The following is a 13,406-nucleotide window of genomic DNA, read 5'->3' on the forward strand; positions in this document are numbered from 1 at the left end:
CGGCTATTCGTCGTACTCGCCCTGGACGCCGGCGAGCACGTCCTTGGTGCCCTTGCCCTCACCGGGGGCCAGGTCGGTCGAGCTGTTGGTCGTCGGCACTTCCTGGCCGCGCGCCTTGGCGAGACCGAGCTCGGCGGCCTTGGCGCCGGCGGACTTCTCCGGCAGGTAGTAGATCGCGAACCAGCGGCCGTCCTGCACGGCCCGCACCGCCTGGCGGGAGCCGCCGTTGCCGATCAGCAGCACGTCCTTGCCCTTGAGCACGGCCTCGGCGCCCGCGACGGCCTGGGAGGAGCCGATGACGACGTCGACGCCCGGGTGCGACTGGAGCACGTCCTGCGTCGCCTTGCGTCCGCTCTCCTTGGTGTAGCCGCCCTCGACCCGGGCGACCAGCTTCACGCCGGCGCCGGCCTCGAGGGCCTTGACGGCGGCGTCGGTGCGCGCGTTGTCCAGCGGGAGCGACTTGAAGCCCTCCAGGTACGCGACCTCGCACGGGTCGAGCTTCTTGCTCTCGCAGGCGGCCACGCCGAGCTCGCCGAGCTTGCGGCCGTTGTCCACCGGAACGTCCAGTAGCGTGATCACGCCGGGCACCTGCGACTCGGCGGTGTCGTAGCGGGTGCCCACCGGGGTGAACTCGGCCACCACGGTGATCCCGGCCGCCACCGCCTGCTTGACCGCGGGCACCACGGCCGCGCCGTCGTTGGCCTGCACGACGAACACGTCGAAGCGCTTGGACGTCACCGCGTCCTGGATCTGCTGCACCTGGGCCTGGGCGTCGAAGTTGGGGTCGAAGAACTCGGCCTCCGCGTCGTTGGCCTTGGCGTACTCCTCGATGCCCGCCCAGGTGGCCGCGGCGAACGAGTTGGCACGCGCGAACCCGAAGAAGGCGATGCGCTTGTGCCCGGCGTTCGAAGCGGCCGATGAGTCCGCGGAAGCCGTGCCCGTCGCCGTGGTGTCCGATTCCGGCGCGACGCAGGCGGTGCTCAGCGCGAGCACCCCGGCCACGACACCGAGGGCGAGTCCCTTTTTCTTGATGTGCATGTGCATCCCGCTTCTCATTGAGCCGCTTCCTCGTCGCCGGTCTCGTCGCCGGCCGCCGCCACGATCGTGTAGAGCCCGCCGCCCTGGTCGGCGCGGGGACCGTCGTCGAGCAGGTCGCCCAGCTCTCCGGTGGTCCGCTGGCGCCAGGGGTCGCCGAGCCACTGCTGGTAGTCGGACTCGCCGGTCCACGTGGCGGTGACCAGGTACGGCCCGCCCGGCTCGGCGGGGCGATGCAACGCGGCCCCGTGACAGCCCGGCAGGGACAGCGCCCGGTTCAGCACACCGTGGCGGGCGAAGAACTCCTCCAGGTCGCCCTCCTTGCCGGGGAGCGGTCTGAGGTAGAGAACACTGCGGATCATGTGTTCCTCCGAACGGATTGGACGGTGGCCGCCCGTCGATGCCCGACGACGTGGCAGAAACTGTAGAAACCGGTCCAGCCCTCCCCTGGGCGCCCCGCACAGTGCGGGACGCCGCCGCTGTGCGGCTCGCCGCACCCCTCCTGAACAGGCGAAGTCAGGCTGTGCGTGGTCGTTCGCGGCCACCGCGGCCCATGACACCCGGGAAACCCCGCAGGTCATCCCGAGGTCCGCCGAGGCCGCGCCGGACACGGGCGTCCCGGACAGGAAGGAAGCCAACGATGGACAAGGCGAGCAGGCTGGCGATCGACGTCGGAGGGACGTTCACCGATGTCGTCGAGCTGATCCCCGAGACGGGTGAGCTCCGCTTCGACAAGGTGCCCACGACGCCCGAAGCGCCGACGAAGGGCGTGATGAGCGCCTTCGGAGTGGCACGGGCGCCCATGACTGACATCGGGATGTTCACCCACGGGACGACCCTCGGGCTGAACGCGCTGCTGACGCGCACCGGCGCGCGTACCGCGGTGATCGGCACCAGGGGCTTCCGCGACGTCTACCTTCTCGGGCGGACCGACCGCAGGACCAACTACGACATCACCTACCGCAAGCCCCCGGCGCTCCTCGAACGTCACGACACCTTCGAGGTGACCGAGCGGAGCCGCTTCGACGGCACCGTGCACACCCCCTTCGACGTCGACGACGCGCGGCGCGTGGCGGCCGTCGTCGCCGCGCGCGGGTACCAGTCGGTGGCCGTCGCCTTCCTGCACTCCTACGCCAACCCCGGCCACGAGCTGCGGATGCGGGAGGTGCTCGCCGAGGTCGCGCCCGGCGTGGCGGTCACGCTGTCGCACGAACTGTCGCGCGAGTACCGGGAGTACGAGCGCACCAGCACCGCCGTCCTGGACGCGTACGTCAAGCCCATCGTGCGCCACTACCTGCACACGCTGGAGGGAGAGCTCGCCTCGGGCGGGTTCGGCGGGCGCTTCCTCATGACGCGCTCCGGCGGCGGGGCGATGACCGCGAGCTCGGCGCGGGAGCAGCCGGTGAGCCTGATCCTCTCCGGCCCGGCCGGCGGCGTCATCGGCGCGGCGGCCCTGGCGAAGATCCTGGACCGGCCGAATCTGATCACGATCGACATGGGCGGGACCAGCCTCGACGCGTCCTTGATCCTCGACTACGAGCCCGTCCTGTACCAGGGGGCCGAGTTCGAGCAGATGCCCATCAACACCCCGTCCCTGTACATCCACACCATCGGCGCGGGCGGCGGCTCGATCGCGTGGCTGGACGAGGCCGGCGCGCTGCAGGTCGGGCCGCAGAGCGCGGGCGCCGTGCCCGGGCCGGCGTGCTACGGCCGGGGCGGTACGGCGCCCACCTTCACCGACGCCGCCCTGGCGCTGGGATACCTCGGCGGCGGCACGCCGCTGGGCGGCAAGCTCACCCTGGACGCCGCCTTGGCCGACAAGGCGCTCCAGCCGATCGCCGGCGAGCTGGGCATGACCGTCAAGGCGCTCGCCCGGGGCATCGTCCGCATCTCCAACACCAAGATCATGGGCGCGGTGCGGGCGATCACCGTCGAGCTGGGCCGTGACCCGAAGGACTTCGCCCTGCTGTCCTTCGGCGGCGGCGGAGGGCTGGTGGCCGTCGAGGTGGCGCGCGAGCTGGGCATTCCCACCGTCATCGTCCCGCCGGGCCAGGGCGCCTTCTCCGCCTTCGGGATGCTGATGGCGGACGTGCAGCACGACTTCGCCCGCACCTCGGTATCTCCGCTGGACGGGCTGGACCCCTCGGCCGTGGAGGCCTCCTACGGTGAGATGGAGCGCGAGGCCCTGGCGCAACTGGCGGGAGAGGGGTTCGGCGAGCGGAGCGTGACCCTCGCCCGGTCGCTGGACGTCCGGTACGCGGGCCAGGAGCACTCGGTGACCGTGGCCTTCCCCGCGAGCGCCGACGACATGGTCAGCAGGGTCGCGGAGAGCTTCGCCAGGCTGCACGAGCGGCAGTACGGGCACACGATGGGCGACCCGGTCGAGGTCACGACGCTACGCCTTCGGGCCACGGGATCGGTGGACAAACCCGCGCTGCCACTGGTGGCGCGGCGGGAGTCCGGCTCGCTTTCGGCCGAGGGCACCCGCGCCGTCCATCTGTCGGCGGACCGGCCGGCCGCCGGTTACGCCCTCTACACCCGCGAGTCGCTGCTGGCCGGCGACGCGATCGAGGGCCCCGCGGTGATCGCCGAGCACACGGCCACCTCCGTCATCCACGCAGGGGACGGACTCACGGTCGGGCCGTACGGCGAACTGGTCATCTCCGTCGCCCCGGGAACCGTCGCCCCGGGAACCGTCGCCCCGGGAACCGTCGCCTCTGGAACCGTCGCCTCCGGAACCAAGGAGTTCAACCGATGAACGACTCCATCACCACAGAGATCATCCGGCACGGGCTGCTCGCCGCGGCGGAGGAGATGGCCCGCAACCTGTGCCGCACGGCGTACAACACCGTGGTGTACGAGATCCACGACTACGGCATCGGCATCCACGACGCCAAGGGGGACGTCGTCGCGGACGCGCCCGGCATCGCGGTGTTCACCCGGGGGAACGACCACGGCATCAAGAAGGCCGTGGAGTTCCTCGGCGAGGACGGCCTGCGGCCCGGCGACGTCGTCATCCTCAACTACCCGTACTGGTCCTCCGCCCACACGCTGGACCCGCTGGTCTTCGCCCCCATCCATCACCAGGACGAGCTCATCGGCTTCGCCTCCTGCCGGATCCACGTGCTCGACCTGAAGCAGAAGGACCCGGGATACGTCCTGGACTCCACGGACATGTCGCAGGAGGGGCTCTTCTTCCCGGCCACCAAGCTCTACCGGGGCGGGGTCCAGAACGACGACATCTTCAACATCATCCGCTTCAACAGCCGGATGCCGGAGCGGACCATCGGCGACATCCAGGCGCAGGTCTCCGCCTGCGTCACCGGCGTCCGCCGCACCCAGGAGATCGCGGCCAAGTACGGCGCCGAGACCCTCCTCGGCGCGATGGACGCGATCAACGACCACGGGGAGAAGCTCGCCCGCCTGGCCCTGGCCAAGCTCCCCAAGGGAACCTGGACCGCCCACGACTTCGTCGACAACGATGGTGTCGACCTCGACCGCCTGATCAAGATGCAGGTGACGGTCACGATCACCGACGACGAGATGGTCATCGACTGGACCGGCAGCGACCGTGACGTGAAGGGGCCCATCAACCTTCCCGTGGGCCAGACCGAGGCCTTCTGCAGCCTCATCTTCAAGGCGCTGACGACCCCCGACACCTCGGTGGTGGCCGGGAACTTCCGGCCGATGCGCGTCGTCACCGAACCCGGATCCGTGATGCACGCGGTGCCGCCCATGCCGACCTTCACCCTGTGGACCGGGCTGCTCGGCGGCGAGGTCGTGCTGAAGGCGCTCGCGCAGGGCATGCCGGACCGGGTGCCCGCGTGCTCCGGCGGTGACGTCAGCTCGATGATGGGCCTCGGGGTCAACCCCCGCAACGGCGAGGCGTGGCTGGAGGCGACCAACGAGGCGGTCGGGTTCGGCGGGCACGCCCGGGGCGACGGCGAGGACGGGATCATGCACCTGTCCGAGCCCGGATGCCGCAACAACCCCGTCGAGATCCTCGAGACCAAGTCGCCGATGTTCATCGAGTCCTACGGCTACCGGCCGGACACCGGAGGCGCGGGCCGGCACCGCGGCGGCGTCGGCGTCGGGCGGACGTACCGGTTCACCGCGCCGTCCACCGGCATCTGCCTGGTCTACAAGACCAGGACCAAGCCGTGGCCGATCGGGGATGGGCGGCCGGGGGAGAACAACCACATCGTGCTCAACCCCGGCACCGACCGCGAGGTGACGCAGGGCGGCAGCTACAACCGCCTGGCGGCCGGCGACGTGCTGGTCAACAACACCGGCGGTGGCGGCGGGTACGGCGACCCGTTCGAGCGCGAGCCGGAGCGGGTCGCCAAGGACGTGCGCAACGGCTTCGTGACCGCTGCCGCGGCCGCCCGCGACTACGGTGTCGTGGTGGATCCGGACACCTTCCAGGTCGACCTCGACGCCACCGCGGGGCTCCGGGGCGGGGCGACCGTATGATCCAGGCCGTGATCGTCGCGGTGAGCCCTCGTGGCGCCGCCGGAAAGGGGTGCTGAAATGGATTCCTCGCTCGCGGGAGACCTGACCATCGTCAACGCCGCCGTCTTCGACGGCCGGTCGGCCGAGCTCTCGGACGGCCCTGTGCACATCTCCGGCGGCATCGTCGTCCAGGTCGGCGGCGCCGCGCCGGCCGCGCAGCGGGTGGTCGACGCGCGGGGCGGCACGGTCATCCCCGGTCTCATCGACGCCCACTTCCACGCCTACGGCGTCTCGCTGAGCCTGCTGGAGATCGAGTCGGCCCCGCTGAGCTACCTCGCGCTGGCCGGGGCCCGCAGGCTCGGCGCCGCGCTCGGCCGGGGGTTCACGACCGTGCGAGACGTCGCCGGAGGTGACCCTGGACTGGCGAAGGCCATCGCCCAGGGCCTGATCCGTTCGCCCCGCTACCTGTACACGGGGCCGGCCCTGACCCAGACCGGCGGGCACGGCGATCCCCGCCCGGGTGACCAGGACCTGTGTGCCTGCGGGAGCCACACCGGAGAGATCGTGGACGGCGTGGACCCGCTGCGCCGGGCCGTACGCGACCGCTTCCGGCGGGGCGCCCACGCCATCAAGATCATGACTTCTGGCGGGGTGGTCTCGCTGACCGACCCGATCCGGGTTCCGCAGTACTCGCCCGAGGAGGTTCGCGCGGTCACCGGAGAGGCGTCGCGCCGGGGCAGTTACGTGGCGGCCCACGCCTACTCGCCCGAGGCGATCGCGCACTCGGTCGAGAACGGCGTGCGCTCGATCGAGCACGGCAACCTCCTCGACCGGCCGGCCGCGAAGCTGATGGCCGGGCACGGCGCCTTCCTGGTGCCCACCCTCGCGACGTACGACGCGATGGACAGGCGAGGCGCGGACCTCGGGCTCGGCCCGATCCCCCGGGCCAAGAACGCCGAGGTGCTGGAGGCCGGGCGCCGGGCGGTCGAGATCGCGAGGGCCGAGGGGGTGCGCATCGGCTTCGGCACCGACCTCATGGGCGCGCTCGACGACGAGCAGCTCAACGGGCTCCGGCTCCAGGTCGAGGTCGAGGGCGCCCTGGAGGCGCTGCGGTCGGCCACGTCCGTGAACGCCGATCTCATCGGCCGCCCGGACCTCGGCCGCATCGAGCCGGGCGCCGTCGCGGACCTGGTGATCCTGGACGGCGACCCGTTCGGCGACCCGTCGGTCCTGTGGGCGGGCCCCGAGCGCCGCACGGTCATCCAGGCGGGCAGAGTGACAGCGGCGTCCTGAACCCGCCGCCGGGCGGCGCCCGCCGGTTTCCGTGGTGAACGTTTCACGGGTTCCAGCGGGCTCCGTCCGGCCGTGCGCAGGTGGGGCCGGTGGTCCGACAGGGTCGTGGCGCCTGCGGTTGCGGTGGGGGGGAGGGCGTGATGTTTATGGGAGCGCTCCCACTCGCCGCCGTGGCAAGGAACATCATGAGACGACGGATCCGACCGGTATACCTGCTGCTGTCACTGGTGCTGGCCATCGCCGCCGGCACCGTCACGCTCACCCTCTCCGGCGCCAACGCGGCGATCTCGGGGTTCGTGCAGCGCTGCGGCGTCCACTTCTGCCTCAACGGCAAGCCGTACTACTTCGCCGGGACGAACACCTACGACGTGTTCACCTACGGCGGCAGCTACGGGGACACCGAGACGCAGTACATGGACAAGGCCCGCATAGACGCGCATATGGCCGAACTGCAGGCCGACAAGGTGAGCGTGCTGCGGCTGTGGATGTTCAGCCACGAGAGCTGGCACGGGTTCGAGACCGCCAAGGGCGTCTACAACGACCAGCAGTTCGCGCTCTTCGACTACGTCATCCAGTCGGCCAAGGCGCACGACATCCGGCTCATCCCGGTGTTCGAGAACTACTGGGAGGCCTACGGCGGCATCGACACCCGGCTCAAGTGGGAGGGACTGAACGGCGGGCACCCCGGCCGGGCCGTCTTCTTCGACAAGGCCAAGTGCCCGGGCTGCTTCACCCAGTACAAGAACTACGTCAACTACGCGCTCAACCGGACCAACCACTACAGCGGCGTGAAGTACAAGGACGAGCCGGGCATCTTCGCCTGGGAGCTCATGAACGAGCCGCGCTACCAGGACGTCAGCGCCGACGAGAACAAGAGCGGCGCCACCCTGCGCAAGTGGGTCGACGAGATGGCCTCCTATGTCAAGGGCATCGACTCCAACCACATGGTCGGCACCGGGCTGGAGGGGCACGAGTCGAGATACGGCTTCGGCGGCGACGAGGGCAACCCGTTCGTCTACATCCACCAGTCGCCGTACGTCGACTTCACCTCCGCGCACCCCTATCCGAACGCGAGCTGGGCCAACCTGACCCTCGACCAGACCAAGACCCTGATCGGCCGGTGGATCTCAGACTCGCACGACGTGGTCGGCAAGCCGTTCTTCCTGGGGGAGTTCAACACCGAGGGCAACGCCGACCGGGTGACCTGGTGGAACGCGCTCTACGCCGACTTCGAGGCCAGGGACGGGGACGGCTCGGCCTTCTGGTGGTATCCGGACAAGAACGCCGGGGGTGACCCGCACAGCGTGAAGAGCGGCGACCCGGCGCTGGCGGTGTTCCGCGCGCACTCGGCCCGGATGACGGCCAAGAGCGGCGGCTCCACCTCCCCTTCGCCCACCCCGACTCCCACTCCGACCCCGACGCCTACGCCCACCCCGACACCCACGCCCACTCCGACACGGACCCCCACCCCCACTCCCACGCCGACCGTCTCGCCCGGTGGTTGCTCGGTGGTCTACAAGCTCAACGACTGGGGGAGCGGGTTCACCGCCGACGTGACCCTCACCAACGGCGGGAGCGCGGCGATCAACGGCTGGACCCTGGCGTTCGCCTTCACCGGCACCCAGAAGATCACGAACACCTGGAACGGCGTCACCACGCAGTCCGGAGCCCAGGTCACGGTGAAGAACGCGGACTGGAACGGCGCGATCGGCGCGAACGGCGGCACGGCGAGCTTCGGCTTCCAGGCCTCCTACACCGGCACCAACGCCGTACCGGCCACCTTCACCCTCAACGGCACCACCTGCGCGAAGAAGTGACCCACCTCTGCGCCCGTCTTGGAGCTGGTGAAGGCACCTGCCGGGCTGACCGCTGATGGCCCGTGCTCGCCCAGCATGTGCGAGCGCGGGGATGTTCGACGGCCCACCCGTCAAGGGGTTGACGGGTGGGCCGTGTGTTGCCACCCAAGTGTTGACCTCACCGGACGACGGATGAAACACCTCAGCCGCGTCCAGGTCCGTGCCCCCGGCGCGCCCGAACGTGACGTTCCGGGCCCGGGAAGACGGTGGTACGTGGCGGTGTTGAGGGGGCGGTGGGTGGTCCGCCGGTGCGGCGGACGCTCCCGGGAAGGGGACGAGCCGATGTCCTACGACGAGTACCAGCGGGGAATGATGTTCTTCGACGCGAAGGACTACCCGGAGGCGGGGCGCATTCTCGCTCCGATCGTGGAGCGGGATCCGGGTAACCGGGCGGCTGTCGAGCTGCTGGGCCGGGCCTACTTCCACAGCGCCCAGCTTGGCCGCGCGGAGGCCACCTTCCAGCGGCTGTTGGAGCTCGACCCGGCCAACGGATGGGCGTACGAGGCGCTGGCCAGGACTCTCGAACGGAGTAACCGCGGCGATGAGGCGCGGCGATACCGCAAACTGGCACTTGCGATGGGTGCCGATCAGGTGAGCGAGATCGACGTGTCCGTGTACGCGGCCAACCTGGTCTAGTACCGCGCGCGTTCAGCACGACGAAGGGGCCTCGAAGCCGTGGACACACGGGTTTCGAGGCCCTTTGGCGTTGTTCAGATGAGAACGCGGGCCATTGGGTGATGTTCTCTTCTACCCACCCGTCCAGCACTTGACGGGTGAACACCGTTCTGCCCACCCGGCACATGCCCCGCCACAAGCGGTGGTCGCCGGGCCCGCCGCAGGGCAGGCGGTGTCGGAGCCTGCCGGTGCCGGTGCCGGTGCCGGTGGCGGTGGCGGGGTGCGGAGCGGGGTGTGGGGATACGTGAATCTGCGGGGCAGCAGGCGATCATTGGCGTGTTTTCGCAGGTAATAGCATGAAAGTGCCAAGCGTGGAAGTCGCGTGCCCGGGCCGTTGCGGCGGCGGGCGTTCGTACACGTTGGAGAACATCATGACTGTGAGGCTGAGTAAACGGTCGTTCGAGTTCGCGAAGAGGCTGATCGACGAAGGGCATTACGTCCTGGACGAGATGGACGACTGGAGCGAGCACCAGCCGTCCACCCGGCAGGAGAACGACTTCATCGAGAAGCACGGGTTCGCGGAGTACGCGAAGTGGCATCTCGCCGAGGACGACGAGTCCGGTGAGGAGACCAAGTCCAGGTACAAGTTCCCGTACGGGGACTTCGAGAAGGTGCATTGGTGCGGTGTCATCGCGGCCGAGGTGCGGGCGGCCCGGCTCGACTACACCGACGTCGAGGTCGCCGCGGCTCACCTGCACGGAATGCTCGACGAGCTGAGGTCCCACCAGCACACGGGGTGAGCCGAGGCGCCACTGGTCTGCGGGTTCAGGTTGGGTCGAGGCGCCACTGGTCTGCGGGTTCAGGTTGGGTCGAGGCGCCACTGGTCTGCGGGTTCAGGTTGGGTCGAGGCGCCATGGGTCTGCGGGTTCAGGTTGGGTCGAGGCGCCATGGGTCTGCGGGTTCAGGTTGGGTCGAGGCGCCATGGGTCTGCGGGTTCAGGTTGGGTCGAGGCGCCATGGGTCTGCGGGTTCAGGTTGGGTCGAGGCGCTACTGGTCTGCGGGTTCAGGTTGGGTCGAGGCGCTACTGGTCTGCGGGTTCAGGGTGGGCTGAGGCGCCACGGGTCCGCGGGTTCAGGGTGGGCTGAGGCGCCACCGGTCTGCGGGCTCAAGGCCGGGTCGCGGGGGCACCGACTAGGTCGGCACCTGTGGGGCTGGCCCGAGGTCATGGCGGGGTGCGGGGTGAGGCTGAGCGGGTCCGGTGTTCGGCGAGGACGTCGATGAGGGCGGCCACCAGGGCGGCCAGGAGGAACGCGATGTTGACCAGCAGCGCGTGCCTGAAGGCACGCGCGTAGTCGCCGTGGGTCGAGGCCACCTGGGAGAAGAACGCGGAGCCCACCGCCGCGATGCCGACGGAGGCGCCGATCCGCTGCCCCGTCTGGAGGACCCCGCCCGCGGTGCCGGCCCTGGAGATCGGCACCTCCGACAGGGTCAGCGTCTGGTTCGGCGAGACGACCAGGCCGCTGCCGAGGCCCGCGACGAACAGCGGCACCGCTATCGCCCAGCCCACCTTCGGCGTGGGCATCAGCCGCACCACGAGGTCCAGGGCGGTCAGCCCCACCGTGACCAGCACCAGGCCCAGCGCGACCAGCCGGCGGCCGATCCGGGTGACGATCCGCCCGCCCAGCGCGGCACTCGGCGCGGCCCCCACCGCGAACGCCGTGCTGGCCAGCCCGGCGTGCAGGGCCGAGTATCCGAGGCCCTCCTGGAGGTACTGGGTGAGGATGAAGAAGATCGCGGTGAATCCGCCGAAGTAGAGCATCCCGATCAGCGCGCCGAGGGCGTACGAGCGCCTCCGGAACAGCGAGAGGTCGACCATCGGCTCGTGCCGCCGCCCGTACCACCGCTCCCAGCCCGCGTACGAGGCCAGCACCAGCAGCCCCGCCGGTATGAGCAGCCACCTCCCGGTGCCGTGCCACCGCTGCCCCTCCACCAGCGGCAGGAGCACCAGGAAGATGGCGGTGGCCAGCAGGAGCACGCCCACGGGATCCATGTCCTCCCGCCGCCTCCTGGCCCCGCCGCCGGGGATGTAGTGGTACGCCAGCACTATGGCGAGGATGCCGATCGGGATGTTGACGTAGAAGACGTAGCGCCACCCGTCCTGCCGGCCGCCGAGCTGGATGAGCAGGCCGCCGAGCAGGGGGCCGATCGCGGTGGAGATGCCGATCGTGGCGCCCAGCAGCCCGAACGCCCGGCCCCGCTCCGCGCCGCGGAAGAGCTGCTGGATCAGGCCGCTGACCTGCGGGTTGATCAACCCGCCCGCGGCCCCCTGGACGATCCGCGCGACGACCAGCCAGGTCGACCCCGGAGAGGCCCCGGCGGCCATGCTCGCGAGGGTGAACAGGATGACGCCGGAGACGAACGCGCTCCGCCGCCCGTGGGTGTCGCCGAACCGGCCGGAGGGGACGAGCACCAGCCCGAAGGCGAGCGCGTACCCCGAGACCACCCACTGCAGGTCGCTCGGCGGGGCGTGCAGCCCGGCGCGGATGGAGGGCAGGGCCACGTTGACGATGCTCACGTCCAGCAACGTCATGAAGCCGGAGACCAGGCAGACGGTCAGCGCCTTCCACCGGCGCGGGTCCGCGCCCTCCTGACCGTGCGCGCCGGCCGTGCTCTCCTCCCTGTGCGCGCCGGGGGTCCCGTCCGGTCCGGGTGGGTCGCCGGGAGAGGCCATCAGCCGGGACTGCGCACGGCGAGGAGGGGCGCCCTCAGGACGAAGCGGGTGCCCTTGGGGGAGTCCTCGATGGTGAGCGACCCGCCGTGCTGCTCGGCGATGTCCCTGGCGATCGCGAGGCCGAGCCCGGTGCCCTGCTTGTCCTTCTCGCGGCCGGCGGCCAGCCGGGTGAAGCGCTGGAACACGATCTCCCGCTGCTCGGGCGCGATCCCCTCGCCGTCGTCGACGACCTCCAGCACGGCGTGGTGGACGTCGCGGCGCACCGAGATGGTCACCGTGGACATGGCGTGCCGCTCGGCGTTGTCGAGCAGGTTGGTGAGCAGGCGTACGAGCTGGAGCCGGTCGCCGCTGACGACCACGCCGTGCTGGAGGTCCAGTGCGATCCGCTTGCCCCGGAAGCGGCGGCCGACCTCGGTGCGCACCAGCTCGGCGACGTTGACGTAGTCACGGGTGACCTTCTCGCCGGAGTCGAGCCGCGCGATCACCAGCAGGTCGGTGACGATGGCCTGGAGCCGGTCGAGGCTCACGACCAGGGACTCGGAGGTCTTGACCCAGTCGGTGTCCTCGGGGTGCATCAGCGCGTCCTCCACCTGCGCGCGCATCGCGGTGATCGGGCTGCGCAGGTCGTGGCCGGCGTCGGAGGCGAAGCGGCGCTGCCGCTCCACCGCCTGCTGCAGCCGGTCGAGGGTCTCGTTCACGGTCTCCGCCAGGTTCCTGATCTCGTCGCGGTGCAGGGACAGCGGCACCCGGCGGCTCAGGTCCGACGCGGTGATCTCGGTCAGCTCCCTGCGCACGCTGTCCACGGGGGCGAGGGCCCTGCCGACGATGCGGTACATGCCGAGCGCCGTGGCCGTGACCACGAGCAGCGAGCCGATCCCGAGGATCGCGACCAGCGCGGAGTTGACGTACCAGGGGACCACCGGATCGGCGCCGTGGATGAGCCAGTCGCCCTCGTTGCGGTAGTACCGCGTGACGACCACGTTCATGCAGGTGCCCTTGTGCCCCGGCACCGAGCAGGTCACCCCGTGGGCCTCACTCTCCGCGTCCGGAGGTGCGATGTCGGCCATCAGCGGCTTGCCGACCAGTTGCCTGGTCGACGAGACGATCCGCCCGGTGTCGTCCACCACCTGGACGGCCGCGACCTTCTGCGGGGGCAGGACCGGGGGAAGCCTGCCCAGCCTGATGAGGCGGCCCACGTGGAGATCGGCCAGAACGATCTGCTGGCGCCTCTCGCTCATGGCCAGGTCGCGCACGCCCAGGAAGACGAGCACGCTCACGCCCGCGCACGCCAAGGCCATCACGACGCTGGCGACCCACGTCAGCCGAGTCCGTACGGACCAGTCGCGCCAGAGCCTCACCGCGCCCCCCTGTCCGCCTCATGATCACCCTAAAACCGGATCATTCGAGGTCAGGGCAGCGAAAGG

10 protein-coding genes are annotated in these 13,406 nt (G+C 70.4%); 6 read left to right on the forward strand and 4 right to left on the reverse strand.

Annotated features, from left to right (window positions below):
* Positions 1-3 precede the first annotated feature (3 nt).
* Both ACOZ38_RS11925 and ACOZ38_RS11930 read right to left on the reverse strand, forming a co-directional pair.
* Positions 4-1,038 carry a sugar ABC transporter substrate-binding protein gene (locus ACOZ38_RS11925; RefSeq protein WP_424530379.1) on the reverse strand — a complete coding sequence of 345 codons (1,035 nt, stop codon included), beginning with the start codon at positions 1,036-1,038 and terminating at the stop codon, positions 4-6.
* 14 nt (positions 1,039-1,052) lie between these two features.
* Entirely contained in the window at positions 1,053-1,397 is a 345-nt protein-coding gene (locus ACOZ38_RS11930; RefSeq protein ID WP_424530381.1) for an antibiotic biosynthesis monooxygenase family protein, read from the reverse strand.
* Between the two features lie 278 nt (positions 1,398-1,675).
* Between ACOZ38_RS11930 and ACOZ38_RS11935 the strand changes: the two genes are divergently transcribed.
* The 6 genes from ACOZ38_RS11935 (at position 1,676) to ACOZ38_RS11960 (ending at position 10,051) form a co-directional block, all read left to right on the forward strand.
* Positions 1,676-3,793 carry a hydantoinase/oxoprolinase family protein gene (locus tag ACOZ38_RS11935; RefSeq protein WP_424530383.1) on the forward strand — a complete coding sequence of 706 codons (2,118 nt, stop codon included), beginning with the start codon at positions 1,676-1,678 and terminating at the stop codon, positions 3,791-3,793.
* Complete coding sequence (locus ACOZ38_RS11940; RefSeq protein ID WP_424530385.1) at positions 3,790-5,508, forward strand: hydantoinase B/oxoprolinase family protein; 1,719 nt, start codon at positions 3,790-3,792, stop codon at positions 5,506-5,508. The genes ACOZ38_RS11935 and ACOZ38_RS11940 overlap by 4 nt, the downstream gene beginning before the upstream one ends.
* A gap of 57 nt (positions 5,509-5,565) precedes the next feature.
* Positions 5,566-6,780, forward strand: coding sequence for an amidohydrolase family protein (locus tag ACOZ38_RS11945; RefSeq protein WP_424530387.1), 1,215 nt, complete (start codon positions 5,566-5,568; stop codon positions 6,778-6,780).
* 185 nt (positions 6,781-6,965) lie between these two features.
* On the forward strand, positions 6,966-8,597 hold the full coding sequence (locus tag ACOZ38_RS11950; protein WP_424530389.1) for a cellulose binding domain-containing protein: 1,632 nt from the start codon (positions 6,966-6,968) through the stop codon (positions 8,595-8,597).
* 321 nt (positions 8,598-8,918) lie between these two features.
* Positions 8,919-9,272 carry a tetratricopeptide repeat protein gene (locus ACOZ38_RS11955; RefSeq protein WP_424530390.1) on the forward strand — a complete coding sequence of 118 codons (354 nt, stop codon included), beginning with the start codon at positions 8,919-8,921 and terminating at the stop codon, positions 9,270-9,272.
* A gap of 410 nt (positions 9,273-9,682) precedes the next feature.
* Positions 9,683-10,051, forward strand: coding sequence for a hypothetical protein (locus ACOZ38_RS11960; protein ID WP_424530392.1), 369 nt, complete (start codon positions 9,683-9,685; stop codon positions 10,049-10,051).
* 422 nt (positions 10,052-10,473) lie between these two features.
* Here the strand turns inward: ACOZ38_RS11960 and ACOZ38_RS11965 are convergent, their stop codons facing one another.
* Both ACOZ38_RS11965 and ACOZ38_RS11970 read right to left on the reverse strand, forming a co-directional pair.
* Complete coding sequence (locus tag ACOZ38_RS11965) at positions 10,474-11,982, reverse strand: MFS transporter (RefSeq protein ID WP_424530394.1); 1,509 nt, start codon at positions 11,980-11,982, stop codon at positions 10,474-10,476.
* Entirely contained in the window at positions 11,982-13,340 is a 1,359-nt protein-coding gene (locus ACOZ38_RS11970) for a sensor histidine kinase (protein ID WP_424530396.1), read from the reverse strand. The genes ACOZ38_RS11965 and ACOZ38_RS11970 overlap by 1 nt, the downstream gene beginning before the upstream one ends.
* Positions 13,341-13,406: the final 66 nt, after the last annotated feature.

It is taken from the genome of Sphaerisporangium viridialbum (assembly GCF_049674955.1).
GTDB classification, from domain to species: Bacteria; Actinomycetota; Actinomycetes; order Streptosporangiales; family Streptosporangiaceae; genus Sphaerisporangium; species Sphaerisporangium viridialbum.

Excerpts from the sequence above, each read along its gene's own strand:
- ACOZ38_RS11925 (WP_424530379.1), bottom strand. The coding sequence starts at position 1,038 with ATGCACATCAAGAAAAAGGGACTCGCCCTCGGTGTCGTGGCCGGGGTG.
- ACOZ38_RS11930 (WP_424530381.1), bottom strand. The coding sequence starts at position 1,397 with ATGATCCGCAGTGTTCTCTACCTCAGACCGCTCCCCGGCAAGGAGGGC.
- ACOZ38_RS11935 (WP_424530383.1), top strand. The coding sequence starts at position 1,676 with ATGGACAAGGCGAGCAGGCTGGCGATCGACGTCGGAGGGACGTTCACC.
- ACOZ38_RS11940 (WP_424530385.1), top strand. The coding sequence starts at position 3,790 with ATGAACGACTCCATCACCACAGAGATCATCCGGCACGGGCTGCTCGCC.
- ACOZ38_RS11945 (WP_424530387.1), top strand. The coding sequence starts at position 5,566 with ATGGATTCCTCGCTCGCGGGAGACCTGACCATCGTCAACGCCGCCGTC.
- ACOZ38_RS11950 (WP_424530389.1), top strand. The coding sequence starts at position 6,966 with ATGAGACGACGGATCCGACCGGTATACCTGCTGCTGTCACTGGTGCTG.
- ACOZ38_RS11955 (WP_424530390.1), top strand. The coding sequence starts at position 8,919 with ATGTCCTACGACGAGTACCAGCGGGGAATGATGTTCTTCGACGCGAAG.
- ACOZ38_RS11960 (WP_424530392.1), top strand. The coding sequence starts at position 9,683 with ATGACTGTGAGGCTGAGTAAACGGTCGTTCGAGTTCGCGAAGAGGCTG.
- ACOZ38_RS11965 (WP_424530394.1), bottom strand. The coding sequence starts at position 11,982 with ATGGCCTCTCCCGGCGACCCACCCGGACCGGACGGGACCCCCGGCGCG.